This is a genomic window from Mesorhizobium sp. M0983 (genome assembly GCF_040318975.1).
Taxonomy (GTDB): Bacteria; Pseudomonadota; Alphaproteobacteria; order Rhizobiales; family Rhizobiaceae; genus Mesorhizobium.
Map to the genome: position 1 here is coordinate 56886 of NZ_JAMYNH010000008.1, position 16274 is coordinate 73159.

Sequence of the window (16274 nt, forward strand, 5' to 3'; positions counted from 1 at the left end):
TATCAATCACGCGTGTCGCCGTCGTAGGGTGTGGCACGCATTGAAGGGCGTTCCACGAAGGATCTATACCATCGTGTCAGTCGTGGCCTTCCCTGCAAGAAGTCGGGCAGTCCCCGGAATTCCAGCCAGCTTAGACAAGTGGCGAGCGCGATGTGGCCGACATGGAGCGGTGCGTCGAATTCGACCTCGCGTTCCACGAAGTTATAGGATTCGATGAGCTTCATCGTCATGCCTGCGCCCAAGGCAGGATAACGCAGATGTTCAGGGCGGCGCTCGTTTTCCCAGCGGATGGAAATGCCTGCGTCGCACATGCCGCCGGCGAGCGCCTGGAGGCGCAAGGCGGACCATTTTGCTCGCCCTGTTTCGGGGATGAGCCGAGGACTGCTTTCGAGACTGTTGAGATAGCTGCAGATTACGCTCGAATCGAAGATCGCATAGCCGTCGTCGAGAACGAGAGCGGGCACCTTGCCAAGCGGATTGATCGCAAACACATCATCGTTGCGATTGATGGGGCTCGTCTCGTGATGAATGACGCGCAGACGTCCGGCAAGCCCGGCCTCGTGGGCAAAGACCAGAACCTTGCGCGCGTAGGGGGAGTGGGTCTGGTAGATGAGCTTCATGGACCCGTTCTGCGTTGAGTCTGAAGCGTGGGCATCTCGAGCAGTCCGCGGCCCAGCCGCTCTTTTGTTCAATGGTCCGGGGTTTGGCGCCATCGTCATGCGTCCTTCTCCAGTTCGGCCTCGGTCACGATGATCAGCACCCGGCTCGATTCGTCGAGCGCAAGCTCCCGCGATGGGCCGGAAGTCGCGACGGCGGTGGCGAGGCCGGCGAGGCCGGCCGCACCCGACGGGGTTGTGCCTGGACCGTTTGCCTCGCGAAGTCGGCTCTTCGCGTCGGCAAGCGCCGCTTCGGACACGGTTATGACCCGAGCGTTGCCTTGGCGGAGTACGTCGAGCGCCGATGCGGCTGCTTCGCCACAGGCGAGCATGTCTGCCGACGTCTTGAGATCGCCGGATATCCGCACGGACCGTGCTTGCGACAGCCCGGCCGCGACGCAGGCTGCGGCCTCTGGTTCTACTACGACGATCATGGCTGGAGGCATCAACCAGTCCTTCAGCCCAGTCGTCAGGGCGGCGGCAAGTCCGCCGACACCGGCCTGCACGAAGAGGTGGGTTGGCCTCAGATGGCCGATCTCGTTGACCTGGCGACGAATTTCCGCAGCAAGCACGCCATAGCCAGCGACGACATCTGCTACAGCTAGGTCGTCCGGGTCGCTAGAGGTGTCGGCCACCAGAATGCCTTCTCCGGCCCGGGCCGCCGCGGAGGCCCGATCGACGGCATCGTCGTAGGTGCCGTCGACCCACACGATTTCGGCGCCTTGTGATTCGATACGCCTGACCCGCGCCGCAGGAACGCCCGTGTGGAGGTATATTTTTGCCGTCCCACCGGCAAACTTCGCCGCCGCGGCAACGGCAAGTCCGTGATTGCCGGCGCTGGCCGTGATTAACGCCGGCAACGGCGTCCTGGCCCGCTCTGGATCGAGCAATTCGTCGATATCCATCCCGGTAGCCCGGGCCAGAGCACACAGACCAGCATAAGTGCCGCCGAGGGACTTGAAGCTGCCCAGGGCACGGTGTCCCTCGTTCTTGGCAAGCACCTGGGCCACATCCAGGCTCGCAGCGAGGTTTGGCAGGTCGAGCAACGGTGTCGGTGCATAAAATGGCGACAGGCGCTGTAACAGCGCCGCGATCTGATCAGGGTCAAGGCCCGGCTGTGTGTCTATGGCCATGAGGCGAAGTTCTATCCCGGAAACCACGCCGGTTGGCGCCTATTATCGTTGCTCGCCTGCCTGATTTCGTCATACATGCCTGTCCTCATGACGAAAACTGCCGTCCTCGATCGCTTCGACTATGTGCTGCTGTCGCTGGTTCAGCGCGACAACCAGATCCCGGCGCGGCGTCTCGCCGAGCAGGTCGGGCTTTCCCAGAGCGCGGTTCTGCGCCGCCTGCGCCGGCTGCGGAAGGATGGCGTGATCGCAGCAGACATTGCCGTCGTTCGCCCGGGGGCCGTGGGCCTGCCGCTAACCATCCATGTGCTCGTTTCCCTGGAACGGGAGAGCGCTGTCGAGTTGGACGCCTTCATCGGCAAGCTTCGCGGGCGCTCGGAGGTTCGTCAGGCTTGGTATGTCACCGGTGAAACCGATTTCGTGCTCCTCCTGCAATTGCCAGGGATGGAGGCGTACGATGTCTTCACGCGGGAAGTCTTCCACGCCGATTCGAACGTGAAGGCGTTTCGCACCATCGTGACGATGAGAGAAGTGATCGGCGCAGCCGATGCGCAGCCGCTATCCACTGCCTGAGTTTGTGGCGTGGCCCCAGCAAGGTCATTGCCCTTTTGACCCGTAATATCAGTCAAGGGCGCGAACCAGGTTGAAGGTCGATATACGCGTTCCCGTATCTACTCACCCGCCCCACCGCGAATGTCTGCACCTGGCCCAAATTAGTTCCGCCAGTGCGTAGAAAGAGACTCTAGTACGACGGGTACATCGCATGGCAATTTGTGATAGCAACGCTGATCGCGTCTGGTGCCGGTCGGTGGGCGGTTGCGGCTCGTTCCGGCATAGTGATCGTCGCGGCAGCGAGCGGCATGAATTTCGGAAGGGATATGAGAGCCAACATTTCAGGATCTCCCGGTGACGAGGCGCACTCTACGCGGACCAGAATCAAAGAGGTCGCGGCCGAGTTCTATGTCCTACGCGGCCACGATGGTTTCAGCTTCGGCGATATAGCGACGGCAATCGGCACGACGCGCGCCAACATCCATCATCACTTCGGCAACAAGCGTCAGCTGATGGAGGAATTGATCGCAGACTTCGCCGCCAACGCCGAGGCCCGCATCAAGCGCTTCTGGACGACCCCCGATATCCGGTTCTTCGACCGTCTCGATATGCAGCTCGAGGATCTGCGCCGTTTCTACGAACGTTTCAATGCTGAGAAGGGAGCCCGCAATATGTGGAGCCCGCTTTCGCGCCTTCGCCACGACCTCCCGGTTCTCGGCGAACCAGCGGAACGTGCCCTGGAGCGCGTCAACCGGGTCTATGATCAGAGCCTGCGTCATGCGGTAGACCAGGCGGTGAAGGACGGAGAGCTTTCCTCCCACACACTCAGCGACGAGCTCGTGCACATGCTGCGCATTACCCTTCTGTCCTGTCCACCAATGACGCAGGACACCGGAAGCTTCGACGAGGTCGCCAGGACCTTCGCAGCGCTCGCCGCGATCATCCGCGCCGCTTGGCATGATGCGGGGAAGGGCTCGGGTCGAGGCTAGACATCCAGTGGATCAAAGCGAGGGTGAGTTGACAGCCTTTGGCTTTCAAGTTACTTACTTGCAGGTAAGTCAGCCCATGATGGCGACGAGGCGCGTATTAGGGAGGATCACGTGCTGCGCGATGACGCATTCACTCGTTTCGAGGTCAGCCCCTTCACTGGAGCGCTCGGTGCAGAAATTCGTGGGATCGATCTGGCGAGCGCGAGCGAGGATGCCTTCCAGGACGTTCGCCGCGCGCTCTACAAGTATCATGCGCTCGCCGTGCGCGATCAGGAGCTTGACGCCGCCGGCGTCCACAAGGTCGCCCGCCGGTTCGGACCATTTAGCGGCAATCCGGTGCACACGCCGATCGACGGCTTTAACGATATCGTGCGCTTCGTGCGCGAGCCGGACGACACGGGCAAGGTGATCGGCGAGGACTGGCACATGGACCTCGCCTGGCTACCGAAGCCGCCGGGCATTACGATCCTCTACGGTGAGGAGGTGCCGCCGGTTGGCGGCGACACCTGCTTCTCCAGCCTCGAGAAGGCATATGACTCGCTTTCGCCGCGGCTGGTCGAGATCCTGCAAGGCCTGACGGGCGTCCATAGCGGCCGCGGGGTCTTCGCCATCAACGCGGCCCACAGCCGGCTCGGCGTCAAGGCCGATGTCGAGGCGATCGAGAATGCCGTCGTCGAGCATCCTGTGATCTGTCGCCACCCCGAGACTGGCCGGCGCTATGTCTTCGTCAGCAGCGTGATGACCAATTTCAAGGGGATGACGGAGGAAGAAAGCAAGCCGATGATCGACTTCCTGATGGCGCGGGCTGTCCGGCCCGAGTTCAACTGCAGGCTGCGTTGGGAACCGAAGACGCTCGGTATGTGGAACAATCCCCATGTCCTGCACACCGCCATCAACGATTATCCCGGATATCGCCGGGTGATGTACAGGACAACGGTGGAGGGCACCGTTCCACTTGCCGCCAGGGACGGCTGACGCGCAACCGCTCAGGGAGGAGCAATGGCATTTGGTTCCGAGGCATCCGTCGGCCACAGGGGGGAGGGGACGGCGGAAGCGGCTGGCGAGACCAAGAGGCGGCGCTTCGCGTTTTCGCCTGCCTACCTCTATGCGACGCCCGTACACCTCCTGGTGCTTGGGATCATCGTGCTCCCCGCCATCTTCGTCCTGTGGCTGAGTTTCGAAGCCTCGTCATTCGGCCAATCGGCAACCTTCGTTGGGTTCGATAACTACATCCGCGTCCTCACCGATCCCTATTTTTGGTGTTCGGTCTGGAACACCGTCCTCGTCGTCGCCGTGGCGGTTCACATCGAACTGCTGCTCGGCCTTGGCCTGGCCCTGCTTTTCGCTTCCGGGCTTCCCCTCCAGCGCGTCATGCTCGTCGTGGTGCTCGCTCCCTACGCCATCAGCGAGGTGACGGCGGTCGCAATGTGGCGCTTCCTGTTCGATCCGGACGTCGGCCCAATCACGCTAATGCTGCGATACACCGGTCTGCCGACGCTCGACTGGACGTTCATCCCTTCCCACGGCCTCGTCCTCGTCGGCCTGCTCACGATCTGGCTGCACCTGCCATTCACATTCATCATCCTCTATGCGGCACGACTCGCGGTTCCGAAGGAGCTCTACGAGGCTGGGCGCACCGACGGGGCCAATGCGTTCCAGCTCTTCCGCAACATCACGCTGCCGCTCCTGGCGCCAGCGATGCTCATCGCGCTGCTCTTCCGCTACATCTTCGCCTTCCGCCTCTTTTCCGAGGTCTGGCTCCTGACCCAGGGCGGCCCGGCACGCACGACCGAGGTCGTTTCCGTTTATCTTTATCAGGAAGGCTTCCGCTACAACTCGTTCGGCACGGCGGCCGCGACGGCGTGGATGATGGTCGTCATCTCGCTGCTGCTTGCGACTGGCTATGTATGGCGGCTGCGCAAGGAATCCCTGGCCAATGCGTTCTAGGCGTCTCGCCATCGGTGCCGGAAAGATGCTCGCTGTTGCGGCAATCGTCGTCTGGTCACTGTTTCCGATCGGCTTCATCGTGCTCTCGTCGTTCAAACCCGGTCGCGAGATTTTCGCGGTTCCACCGGAGCTCTTCTTCGAACCGACCTTGGAGCACTACGCCTCGCTGTGGCAGCGCTGGCCGGCCTTTTTCGACGGGCTCGTCAACAGCCTGATCATCACCACCGGGGCGACGGCGCTTGCCGTCATGGCAAGTATGCTCGCCGGTTTTGCCTACTCACGCTATCGGGGCGTCCGTTTCCTGGAAGGATCGGTGATGTTTCTGATCGGATCGCGGCTGATCCCGCCGATCGTCGTGACGCTGCCACTGTTCCCGGTCGTCAATCGGCTCGGGCTCAACGACACCCATCTGGTGCTGATCCTGCTCTACGCGACGTTCTTTGTCTCGCTCGGCACGCTCTTGATGCGCACGTTCATCGATCAGGTACCGCGCGAACTCGACGAGGCGGCTGTCCTCGATGGCGCGCGGCCGCTGACGATCCTTGTCAAGATCATCTTGCCGCTCGTAGCGCCCGGCATGCTCGCCGTCGCCGTCTTCGTAGTCGTCTTCGCGTGGAACGAGTTTCTGTTCGCCTATATCTTCACCGCCAACCACGCCAAGACCGCGCCTCTGGTCCTTTCGGAGATGATCAGTTCGATCGACGGCGTCGACTGGGGCGTGCTCTTTGCGGCCTCTACCGTCCAATTGCTGCCGGTTCTCGTCTTCGTGGTCCTGATGAACCGGTTTCTGGTCGCCGGATTGACCGCCGGCGCGACCAAGGGGTGACGACGTCACCGAGAAAGGGAGGAAGACAATGCCTTTGCACATGACACGCAGAGCCCTGCTGACGACCGCGATGGCCGCCGGCGCGACGGGCGCATTGGGTCGGTTGGCCCATGCCCAGGTAAAGACGCTGAACGTGCTTTGCCATCGCGTCCACCAAGCCAACCTGACGACCGGCGCCGCCGGCAATGTCATCAAGCCCTGGGAGGACAAGAACAACGCCCAGATCTCCTGGACTACGCTTGACAGCAATCCGCTCCAGGACCGGTTATTCCGGGAGGCGAGCCTGAGCGAGACCGATTTCAACGTCGGCTATGTCATCGACAACCGCATGACGTCGCAGATCGCCTCGCTGTTCGAGCCGCTCGACGACCTCAAGAAAGCCGAGCCGATCGACGATTTCGACGATATCGCCGAGGGCCTGCGCCAATCGATGACCGTCGGCGGCAAGCTCGTCGGCATCCCCGTGCGCCATGCCACGCAGGGGCTTTTCTACAACGAGGAGCTGCTTCAGGAGGCCGGCATTTCGGCGCCACCGAACACATTGGAGGAGCTGGTCGAGCAGGCGAAGAAGCTGACCTTCACCTCCAAGTCTGGTACGCCGGCCGTCGGCATGATCCTTGCGAGCGACCTCGCCGTCTTCCCGGTCATGTTCGCCCGCGCGTTCGGCGGTGATTTCATCGACAAGCAGTTCAAGGTGGTTCCCGATCCGGAGGCGATGGAAAAGGGCCTGTCCGTGCTCGCCGACCTCTTCAAGGCCGGGGCGCTTCCCCGCAGCTACGCCACAACGCGCAACGACGACATGGCGACGTGGATGCAGCAGGGACGCGCTGCCTTCGCGGTGCTGCCTTTCGCCCGCTACGCGCAGCTCAACAGCAAGGAACAGTCGACTGCGCCGGGAAAGATCAAGCCGATCGAGTTTCCCGGCTCCAAGACCCTCGGCACCGGTCAGGAAATGCACCCAGTCGTCGAATCCTGGGCAATGGCCATTCCCGCCAATTCGGCGGACAAGAGGCTCTCCTGGAGCTACATCCGCTTCGTAGCGAGCAAGGCCGCCACACTCGACATGGCGCGCAACGGCAATGGCCCCGTCCGCGCTTCGACCTATGCCGAGCCGTCGTTCGCCGGGGCGCTGCCACAGGCGACGGTCGAGGCAGCCGCCCTTGCCAAGGCGCGACCGGCCTTTCCGGCTTTTCCCGAAGCCGCTCGCGCTCAGTCGACGTTTCTCGAGGAGGTTCAGCTCGCCGTCCTCGGTCGCAAGAGCCCGAAGGAAGCGGTCGCCGCCATTGTCGATCGCGTCAAGCCGCTAATGCCAGCTTGATCGTATGGACTGACGTGGCCATGTCGCCTGCTACTTGCCAGGCGACCAACCGGCGAGGATCAGCGCGGTCGTAAAGTCGTCGTCGGGTGAGGCGGTGTTCCATGGACCTGAGTTCGATCGCGCGAGCTCAGGACTGCTTAGCAGTGCGCTGGCGGCAGACAGCAGGTTCAGCGCGCCGCCACCGATATCCCACCACGCGGCCTAGGCGCCTGGGCGATCGCGTGATGCAGGCCTTACGGCGAGGCCACGCCTTGGCGCACGAGGATCATCAGCGACTCCAGCCGCGCGACGTCCTCTGGGCGAAAAAAGCTTGACGACATCATATTCGGATGCGTTTACTTCGTCCGTAACTAGGATATAAATTCCATTACTATGGAACAGAGCGAAGGGAACCAAGATGAAGCGTTTCTTGCAAATCGTCGCTTCACTCGCCGCGCTTATGCTGCCGGCGACAGGCGCTGCCTGGGCCGAGCCCGCTAGAGGTGGAGTGATTGATGTGGCGACCATTGGGGAGCCGCCGACACTGGATCCGATGGCCTCGACCGCCGATCTGGTTGGCATTGTCACGCAGCACATCTACGAGACGCTCTATACCTTCGACAAGGACTGGGGCATCACGCCGCTGTTGGCCGCCGAAATGCCACAGATTTCACCGGATGGCCGTACCTACACCATCGCGCTCAGAACCGGCGTTAAGTTCCACGACGGCAGCGATATGAATTCGGCCGACGTGGTCGCTTCGCTGCAGCGTTGGATGAAGATTGCCACGCGCGGCAAGCAGGCAGCCGAAGTCATCGCCACGGTCGACGCCGTTGACGACCACACCGTCAAGCTCACCCTGAAAAAGCCGTTCGCGCCACTTCTGTCGCTGCTCTCACTCAACAATGCGGCCGCAATCATCATCCCGTCCGAAAACGTGGGACAGGAGCCGCTGACCAGCTTCGTCGGTACCGGCCCCTATATGTTGAAGGAACGCAAGCCGGACCAGTACATCCAGCTTGCCCGGTTCGACGGCTACAAGTCGCGCGACGGCGAACCCAACGGCTATGGTGGCGCCAGAAAACAGTATCTCGACGAAATCCGTTTCGTGCCGGTTCCCGATGCGAACACGCGCGTCGAAGGCGCTGTCTCCGGCCAGTTCGCCTATGTTGACTCGCTGCCGGTCGAGTCCTTTGACAAGATCTCGGGTGGCAAGACCCAGCCGGTCATCTTGAAGCCGTTCGGTTGGCCGGTATTCGTCCTCAATACCAAGCAGGGGCTGAATTCCGACATTCGCATCCGCAAGGCGATACAAGCAGCGCTGGCGCCGAACGACATGCTGCTCGCCGCATTCGGATCGAAGGAGTTCTTCGCAGCCGACGGCGACATGTATCCGCAAGGCTTTGCCTGGCACACGGACGCCGGCACCGAGCCCTACAAGCCCGATGGCGACACTGAGGCGGCTGCGGCGCTGCTGAAGGAAGCCGGCTATGACGGCAAGCCTTTGCGCATCCTCACCAGCCGCCAATACGAGTTCCACTACAAGCTGGCGCAGGTCGCGGCCGAGTATCTGAAAGCCGCCGGCTTCCAGGTCCAGCTCGACGTGGTCGAATGGGCGACGCTGACCAAGAACCGCACCGACCCGGCGCTGTGGGACATCTACATTAGCCACAGTCCGTTCCTGCCCGAGCCGTCGCTGACCGGCATAATGTCGGACTCCTCTCCGGGTTGGTGGGTTTCGGATCGCAAGCACCAGGTGCTTGAGGCGTTCAACGCCGAAGCCGATCCGGCCAAGCGCGTCGCGCTGTTCGCAGATGTCCAGAAGGCGATCTACGACGAGGTTCCAGCGTTCAAGGTCGGCGACTTCAACGCCTTGGCCGCCCAGGCCCCCAAGCTGAAAGCCGTGACGCCGGCGCCATGGCCCTATTTCTGGAACGCTTATCTGGAAGGCAACTGAGACGGTCCTGCTTTCCGCCTCCACTCAACGACAGGCGACCGGGTGCCGGCCGACAAAGCCGGCGCCCAGCAAACCGTTCGATGGTTGCTCAGGGATGCTATAACGCCGATGCTGCACTCAATCCTCAACAGACTTCTCGGCATGATCGTCGTCATGGCGCTGGTCGTCACCATCGTGTTCGTCATCGTACGGGTGACGCCCGGCGATCCGGCGGCAGTTATGCTGGGTCCAGACGCCACCGCCGCCGATATAACCGCGCTGCGGTCCAAGCTCGGGCTCGACGGTTCCATCCTCGAACAGTTCGGGCGCTACGTTCTCGATGTCGTCCAAGGCGACTTCGGCCAGTCGATCTTCCTCGGCGAGCCGGTCACGACCGCGCTCGCCCAACGCGCCGAACCGACGTTTTTTCTCACCGTCTTCTCCCTGGTAATCGCAACGCTCATCGCGCTGCCGGTCGGAATCCTGTCGGCCTATAAGCGCGGCTCTATCTTCGACCAGGCAGCAACCACCATTGCCATGTTCGCAGCCAGCGTGCCGAGCTTCTGGCTCGGCCTTGTGTTCATTCAGTTCTTCGCCGTGAAGCTCGGCTGGTTCGACACATCTGGCTATGGCGGGCCGGGAGCTTCGTTTGCCGACCGGCTTGACCATCTGGTGCTGCCGGCGCTGGCGCTCGGTCTCATAAGCTCGGCACTGATCACCCGCTTCACGCGTGCCTCGATGCTCGACGTGCTCAATGACGACTATGTGCGGACCGCCCGATCCAAAGGCATGAGCGAATGGCGTGTGGTGCTGAAGCATGCCTTCAGAAATGCCTTGATCCCCATCCTCACCGTCATCGGCCTGACCGCGGCACTGCTCATTTCCGGTGCGGTGGTGACCGAGACGGTGTTCGGCCTGCCCGGCGTCGGCAGCTTGGTCGTCTCGGCGGTGTTACGGCGCGACTATCCGGTTATCCAAGGCGCGCTGCTGGTCATTGCCGGGCTGTACGTCCTGGTCAATTTCGCCATCGACATGCTCTATCTGGCTGTCGATCCGAGGGTTCGCTACTGATGGCCGCTATCTCGGTGCCGCTCCAGGCGGAGCCAAATATGCTTTCGCGGCTGATGACGCGGCCGACGGCGGCGGTGGGCATCGCCGTACTGATCGCCATCGTGCTCGCCGCGATCCTCGCGCCGGTCATCGCCCCCTACGCACCGACTAAGCTCTCCATTGCCAGTCGGCTGCATCCGCCGAGCCTCGACCACCTGTTCGGCACCGACGATCTCGGGCGCGATATCTTTACCCGCACGCTCTACGCCGCGCGCACTTCGCTGGCGGTCGGCTTTGCTGTCGTGATCTTCGCCTCGATCATCGGTGTCGTTTTGGGACTGACTTCCGGCTTCTTCAGAAGGCTCGACGCGCCGGTGTCGCGGTTGATCGACGCCATGATGGCTTTTCCCGACATATTGCTCGCAATTGCACTCGTGGCGGCACTTGGCGCCACCGCCGTCAATGTCGTGGTCGCCCTCGGCGTGGTTTATGCGCCGCGGCTCGCACGCGTCGTGCGCGCCTCGACGCTGGTCATTCGCGAACTGCCCTATGTCGAGGCGGCCCGCGCACTCGGCGTGCCGACGCCGATTATCCTGGTGCGGCACGTACTGCGCAACGTCACCTCTCCATTGCTGGTGCAGGCAACCTTCATCTTCGCCAACGCCATCCTGGCCGAGGCCGGTCTGTCCTTCCTCGGCGTTGGCATATCGCCCGACATCCCGACCTGGGGCACAATGATCGCCACCGGCCGTCAATACATGGATCAGGCCGGCTGGATCATGATGTTTCCGGGCGGCGCCATCGTCATCACCGTGCTGTCGCTGCAGCTCGTCGGCGACGGCTTGCGCGATCTTCTCGACCCTCGTCTCGCAAAGGACATCTGATGTTCAGCAATCGCTCTTCCCAAACCGAAAGGCCGCTGTTGATCCGGGGCGCAAAACCAGTCGGCTTCGGCGGCGAGTTTGGCCAGACGATCGACGTGCTGATCGGCAAGGATGGCCGTATCGCCGAAACCGGTTCGACCATTGCCGCCGGCGAGGATGTGACGATGCTTGACGCCAATGGCGCGTTCCTGTCGCCCGGCTGGACCGATCTTCACGTGCATGTCTGGTACGGCGGCACCGACATTTCGCTGCGGCCGCAGCAATGTGGCGCCGCCCGAGGCGTCACCACGATGGTCGATGCCGGCTCAGCCGGCGAAGCCAATTTCCACGGCTTTCGCGAGTTCATTATAGAGCCGGCGCGAGAGAATATATACGCGTTCCTGAACATAGGTTCGATCGGTCTCGTCGCCTGCAACCGTGTCAGCGAGCTGACCGACATGCGCTCGATCGACATCGACCGCACCATTGCAACCGTCGAGGCCAACCGCGACGTCATCGTCGGACTGAAGGTGCGTGCCAGCCACGTCATTACCGGCGGCTGGGACCTGACGCCGGTCCGGCTGGCGAAGAAGCTCAGCCGCATCCTCAAGCTGCCGCTGATGGTGCACGTTGGTGAGCCGCCGCCACTCTATGACGATGTTCTCGGCCTGCTGAGCGAAGGCGACATCGTCACTCATTGCTTCAATGGCAAGGCCGGCGGCTCGATCATCGAGGACGACGATCTTTATCGGCTCGCCGAGGATGCGGCGCAGCGCGGCATTGTGCTTGATGTCGGCCACGGCGGCGCCTCGTTCTCCTTCGATGTCGCCAAGGCGGCGCTCGAGCGCGGTCTGCCGCCGAAGACGATCTCGACCGATCTGCACAACCGCTCGCTCGACGGCGCGGTGTGGGATATGGCAACCACCATGTCGAAGCTGTTGTCGCTCGGCATGGCATTCGACGATGTGGTGACGGCCTCGACGACGGCGCCGCGCCGCGCCATCCGGTTGCCCGCCGACGGACTGCTGGAAAAGGGCAGGCCGGCAGAATTCACTTTGTTCGACCTCGCCGACGCCGAGCTCACCGTGAAGGATTCGCAAGGGGCGACAAGTACGCTGCACCGGCTGTTCGAGCCTCGCCACGCTATCCTCGGTGCCGAGGCGATCATTGCCCACCGCCACCTGCCGCCGGAAGGTTCTGCGGGCAGTGTGCACGTCTGTCCGCATTGCGGGTGGAAATCATGAGCGGCGCGATCGCCAGCGACGTCATCCTGTCGGTTCGGGACTTGCGGACCTGGTTTCAGACCCGCCGTCTTACCGCCAAGGCGGTCGATGGCGTCACCTTCGACCTGAAGCACGGCAAGACTCTGGCCGTGGTCGGAGAATCCGGTTCCGGCAAGTCGGTGACCAGCCTGTCGATCATGGGCCTGCTGTCACGGCCCGGAAGGATCGCCGGCGGCCAGATATTGTTCCGCGATCGGCAGGAGCGTGTCCACGACCTCGCCGGATTTACCCAGAAGGAATTCCGCAAGGTCCGCGGTCGGGAAATCGCGATGATTTTCCAAGAGCCGATGACCAGCCTCAACCCGCTCTTAACGGTCGGCGATCAGATCGGCGAAATGATCGCGCTGCACGAGCCGGTGACCCGGGAGCAAGCGCGCAGCCGTGCGCTCGCCATGCTGAAGCATGTCGAGATTCCGGACGCCGTCTCGCGGCTCGACGACTATCCGCACCAGATGTCCGGCGGCATGCGCCAGCGCGTCATGATCGCCATGGCACTCGCCTGCAGTCCGTCGCTGCTGATCGCCGACGAGCCGACTACGGCCCTCGACGTCACCATCCAGGCGCAGATCCTTGATCTCTTGCGTCGCCTGCAGGTCGAGATGGGCATGTCGATCCTTTTCATCACCCACAATCTTGGTGTCGTCGCCGAGATCGCCCATGATGTCGTCGTCATGTATGGCGGCCGTGTCGTCGAGCAGGCACCGGTCAACGACCTGTTTGCGCACCAGCGCCATCCCTACACGAGGGGGCTGCTGGCCTGTACGCCCAATGCCGCGCGCGACATCGGTGACGACGGCAAGCGCCGGGCGCTCTATTCCATTCCCGGCAGCGTGCCGCCGATCACCGCATTGCCGCCGGGTTGCGCCTTCGAGCCGCGCTGTGACTTCGCCATTGCGCCCTGTCGCGCGGCACCGCCGCCATTAATGCCGGCAGGGCCGCATGGCGCTTCCCGTTGCATCAGGAGTGCAGAGCTGTGAGCGCCGGGGTGATACCAAGTCGTGCGGCGACTGCGCCATTGCTCAGCGTGCAGGGTCTGACAAAGCACTTTCCCGCCCGCAATGGCCGCATCGTTCATGCTGTCGAGGATGTCAGCTTCGATGTCGGACGCGGCTCGACGGTCGGGCTGGTCGGCGAGTCCGGCTCTGGCAAGACCACCGCCGGGCGCGCCATCCTCAGGCTGGTGGAGCCGACCAGAGGCAAAGCGCTGTTCGACGGCGTCGATCTGTTTTCGCTGTCGGCACGTGAAATGCGCAGCTACCGGCAAAAGCTGCAGATCGTGTTCCAGGATCCATTCTCCAGCCTCAACCCGCGCATGCGCATCGCCGCCATCATCGGCGAGGCCCTCGACGCGCGCGGCTTTCCGCGAGGCAAGCGACGTGCCGACAGGGTCGCCGAACTGCTGACCCTGGTCGGCCTGTCGCCTGATCACGCCACGCGCTACCCGCACGAATTCTCCGGCGGCCAGCGCCAGCGCATCGGCATTGCGCGCGCGCTCGCCGTCGAGCCGGAATTCGTCGTCGCCGACGAGCCGGTCTCGGCGCTTGACGTGTCGGTGCAGGCGCAGGTGCTCAACTTGCTCGGTGAGTTGCAAAAGCGGCTCGGCCTGACGCTGCTGTTCATCGCGCATGACCTCTCGGTGGTCGAATACCTTTGCGACGAAGTGGTGGTGATGTATCTCGGCCGCGTCATGGAGCGTGGTCCGAGCCGTCTTCTCTACGCCGCGCCGCGGCACCCATACACCAAGGCATTGCTGGCGACAGCACCCGTGCCCGACCCGACCCGCCGACGCACTCACGTCGCCTTGCGTGGTGACATTCCAAGCCCGATTGACCCGCCTTCCGGCTGCGTCTTCCGCACCCGCTGTCCGGACGCAATTGCTGCCTGCGCCGGGATCATTCCGCCCGTCGACGATATCGGCGGCGGGCATCACGTGGCCTGCATCCGGCACAACCAAAAAACGATCTGATTGGAGTTTGTGTATGACTTTTTCCGAGCTCATGAAGCGACCGGAAAGCACGCCCTACGACCGGCTTTTGGCGCTTGGAATAACGCTGCCCGAGGCGCCGCCGCCGATCGCCAATTTTGTCACACACGTGCAGGAGGGCAAGCTGCTGTTCCTGTCCGGCCAGGGGCCGAGTGAGGCCGACGGCCGGGTCTATACGGGCAAGGTCGGTGCCGACGTGACCGTGGATCAGGCCTATGCCCATGCGCGGCTGACCGGTGTCAACCTCATTGCCGTCATGCACGCAGCGCTCGGCGATCTGTGCCGCGTGCGACGTGTGGTAAAGCTGTTCGGCATGGTAAACGCCACGCCGGATTTCGCCGATCACCCCGCAGTGATCAACGGCTGCTCGGACCTGCTCATTGACGTTTTCGGCGAGCGCGGCACCCATGCCCGCTCTGCGGTCGGTCACGGATCACTGCCGGGAGGGATCAGCGTCGAAATTGAAGCCGTCATCGCCGTTGATTAGTCGCATCGAATAGTCGGAGCACAAGACCATGCCTGTCGAAGATATCCGCAGCCAGTTGGGCCTCAGGCCCGTCATCAACGTCTCAGGCACGATGACCTCGCTCGGCGCCTCCATTGTCGTTCCCACGGCTGTCGAGGCTGTGTCCGGCATTCTCACCGAGTTTGTCGAAATGGCCGATCTGCATCGCAAGGCCAGCGCCGTGATCGCCGAATTGACGGGCGCGGAGGCCGGTTTCATCACCGCCTCCTGTTCCGCGGCAATCAGCCTGGCCGTGGCGGCCAGCATGACGGGCCCGGACCTTGCCGCGATCGAACGGCTGCCGGATACCGCTGGACTGAAAGACGAGATCGTCATCCAGTCCGGCCACATGGTCAGCTACGGCGCACCGATCGAACAGGCGATCCGTCTCGCCGGCGCCAAGGTCGTGCCGGTCGGTCAGGCGACCAGCGCCTCGGCGTATCAGCTCTCAGGCGCTATCACCGAGCGCACTGCTGCAGCAATCTACGTCGTGTCGCACCATGTCGTCGAGTATGGGCAAATCCCGCTGAAGATGTTCGTCGAAACCGCCCGTGCACGCGGGGTCCCGGTCATCGTCGACGCAGCGTCCGAATACGATCTGGCGGGCTTTCTCGCCAGCGGAGCCGATCTGGTGCTGTATTCGGGTCACAAATTCCTGGGCGGCCCGACATCCGGTATCGTCGCAGGCACGAAGGCGCGGGTGCGCGACGTCTACTTGCAGAACCGGGGCATCGGGCGCGGCATGAAGGTCGGCAAGGAAGGCATCGTCGGTGCGCTCGCTGCTCTCCAGGCCTGGAAAACGCGTGACCATGAGGGTATTCGCGCTCGCGAACGCCGAGCGCTCGACTGCTGGGCGCAAGCACTCGAGGGGCGGCCTGGCGTCACCGCCGCTATCGTACCCGACCCGACCAGCAATCCGCTCGATCGCTTGAAGGTGTGGGTGAATGCCGCCGAATCGCGCATTACAGCCTGGGATCTGGCCGACCGGCTGGCAGCTGGCAATCCGCCGGTGGTCGTCCGCGATCATGAAGTCGAGCACGGCTATTTCTTCCTCGATCCATGCAATTTGCATCCCGACGAAGAATTCATTGTGGCGGCACGGCTTGCCGAGGAGCTTGATGGCGCGCGCAAGTCGAATGCGATCATCGCCACACCATGGAACGAGCGTCTCATGGCCCGCGAGGCTGCGATCCTCAACTGGCCGGATTGAGGCTGGCTGTGGTAAATGCCCCGGCTGCCTTACAGTGCCCGCAAAA

General features: G+C 62.8%; 16 protein-coding genes. 14 read left to right on the forward strand and 2 right to left on the reverse strand.

Going from position 1 to position 16274, the window contains the following annotated elements:
* Positions 1 to 2: 2 nt before the first annotated feature.
* Entirely contained in the window at positions 3 to 620 is a 618-nt protein-coding gene (locus NKH71_RS16570; protein WP_352895176.1) for a glutathione S-transferase family protein, read from the reverse strand.
* Positions 621 to 715: 95 nt separating this feature from the next.
* Positions 716 to 1789 (reverse strand): pyridoxal-phosphate dependent enzyme, encoded by a 1074-nt coding sequence (locus NKH71_RS16575; RefSeq protein WP_031193821.1) that lies wholly within the window; start codon positions 1787 to 1789, stop codon positions 716 to 718.
* Positions 1790 to 1876: 87 nt separating this feature from the next.
* Here NKH71_RS16575 and NKH71_RS16580 point away from each other — a divergent pair, with 87 nt between their 5' ends.
* From NKH71_RS16580 to NKH71_RS16645, 14 genes are all read left to right on the forward strand, one after another.
* Positions 1877 to 2359, forward strand: coding sequence for an Lrp/AsnC family transcriptional regulator (locus NKH71_RS16580; RefSeq protein WP_023718499.1), 483 nt, complete (start codon positions 1877 to 1879; stop codon positions 2357 to 2359).
* Between the two features lie 305 nt (positions 2360 to 2664).
* The gene (locus NKH71_RS16585; protein WP_198030474.1) at positions 2665 to 3327 is read left to right on the forward strand and encodes a TetR/AcrR family transcriptional regulator; all 663 of its coding nucleotides are present in this window, start codon (positions 2665 to 2667) and stop codon (positions 3325 to 3327) included.
* 111 nt (positions 3328 to 3438) lie between these two features.
* Positions 3439 to 4302: a TauD/TfdA dioxygenase family protein gene (locus NKH71_RS16590; protein WP_023718497.1), complete on the forward strand. Its 864-nt coding sequence runs from the start codon at positions 3439 to 3441 to the stop codon at positions 4300 to 4302.
* A gap of 24 nt (positions 4303 to 4326) precedes the next feature.
* On the forward strand, positions 4327 to 5274 hold the full coding sequence (locus NKH71_RS16595; protein ID WP_023718496.1) for a carbohydrate ABC transporter permease: 948 nt from the start codon (positions 4327 to 4329) through the stop codon (positions 5272 to 5274).
* Complete coding sequence (locus NKH71_RS16600; protein WP_023718495.1) at positions 5264 to 6100, forward strand: carbohydrate ABC transporter permease; 837 nt, start codon at positions 5264 to 5266, stop codon at positions 6098 to 6100. Before NKH71_RS16595 ends, NKH71_RS16600 begins: the two co-directional genes overlap by 11 nt.
* A 28-nt stretch (positions 6101 to 6128) precedes the next feature.
* Positions 6129 to 7418 (forward strand): ABC transporter substrate-binding protein, encoded by a 1290-nt coding sequence (locus NKH71_RS16605; RefSeq protein WP_023718494.1) that lies wholly within the window; start codon positions 6129 to 6131, stop codon positions 7416 to 7418.
* A gap of 397 nt (positions 7419 to 7815) precedes the next feature.
* Entirely contained in the window at positions 7816 to 9354 is a 1539-nt protein-coding gene (locus tag NKH71_RS16610; protein ID WP_352895177.1) for an ABC transporter substrate-binding protein, read from the forward strand.
* Between the two features lie 108 nt (positions 9355 to 9462).
* Positions 9463 to 10404 carry an ABC transporter permease gene (locus NKH71_RS16615; protein ID WP_023718491.1) on the forward strand — a complete coding sequence of 314 codons (942 nt, stop codon included), beginning with the start codon at positions 9463 to 9465 and terminating at the stop codon, positions 10402 to 10404.
* Positions 10404 to 11267, forward strand: coding sequence for an ABC transporter permease (locus tag NKH71_RS16620; protein WP_023718490.1), 864 nt, complete (start codon positions 10404 to 10406; stop codon positions 11265 to 11267). Before NKH71_RS16615 ends, NKH71_RS16620 begins: the two co-directional genes overlap by 1 nt.
* Positions 11267 to 12490 carry an amidohydrolase/deacetylase family metallohydrolase gene (locus NKH71_RS16625; protein WP_023718489.1) on the forward strand — a complete coding sequence of 408 codons (1224 nt, stop codon included), beginning with the start codon at positions 11267 to 11269 and terminating at the stop codon, positions 12488 to 12490. Before NKH71_RS16620 ends, NKH71_RS16625 begins: the two co-directional genes overlap by 1 nt.
* Positions 12487 to 13506, forward strand: coding sequence for an ABC transporter ATP-binding protein (locus NKH71_RS16630; protein WP_352895178.1), 1020 nt, complete (start codon positions 12487 to 12489; stop codon positions 13504 to 13506). The genes NKH71_RS16625 and NKH71_RS16630 overlap by 4 nt, the downstream gene beginning before the upstream one ends.
* Complete coding sequence (locus tag NKH71_RS16635; protein WP_352895179.1) at positions 13503 to 14495, forward strand: ABC transporter ATP-binding protein; 993 nt, start codon at positions 13503 to 13505, stop codon at positions 14493 to 14495. The genes NKH71_RS16630 and NKH71_RS16635 overlap by 4 nt, the downstream gene beginning before the upstream one ends.
* A gap of 13 nt (positions 14496 to 14508) precedes the next feature.
* Entirely contained in the window at positions 14509 to 15000 is a 492-nt protein-coding gene (locus tag NKH71_RS16640) for a RidA family protein (RefSeq protein ID WP_023718486.1), read from the forward strand.
* A gap of 28 nt (positions 15001 to 15028) precedes the next feature.
* Positions 15029 to 16228, forward strand: a complete 1200-nt coding sequence (locus NKH71_RS16645) for an aminotransferase class V-fold PLP-dependent enzyme (RefSeq protein ID WP_023718485.1) — start codon at positions 15029 to 15031, stop codon at positions 16226 to 16228.
* The last annotated feature ends 46 nt before the right edge of the window (positions 16229 to 16274 follow it).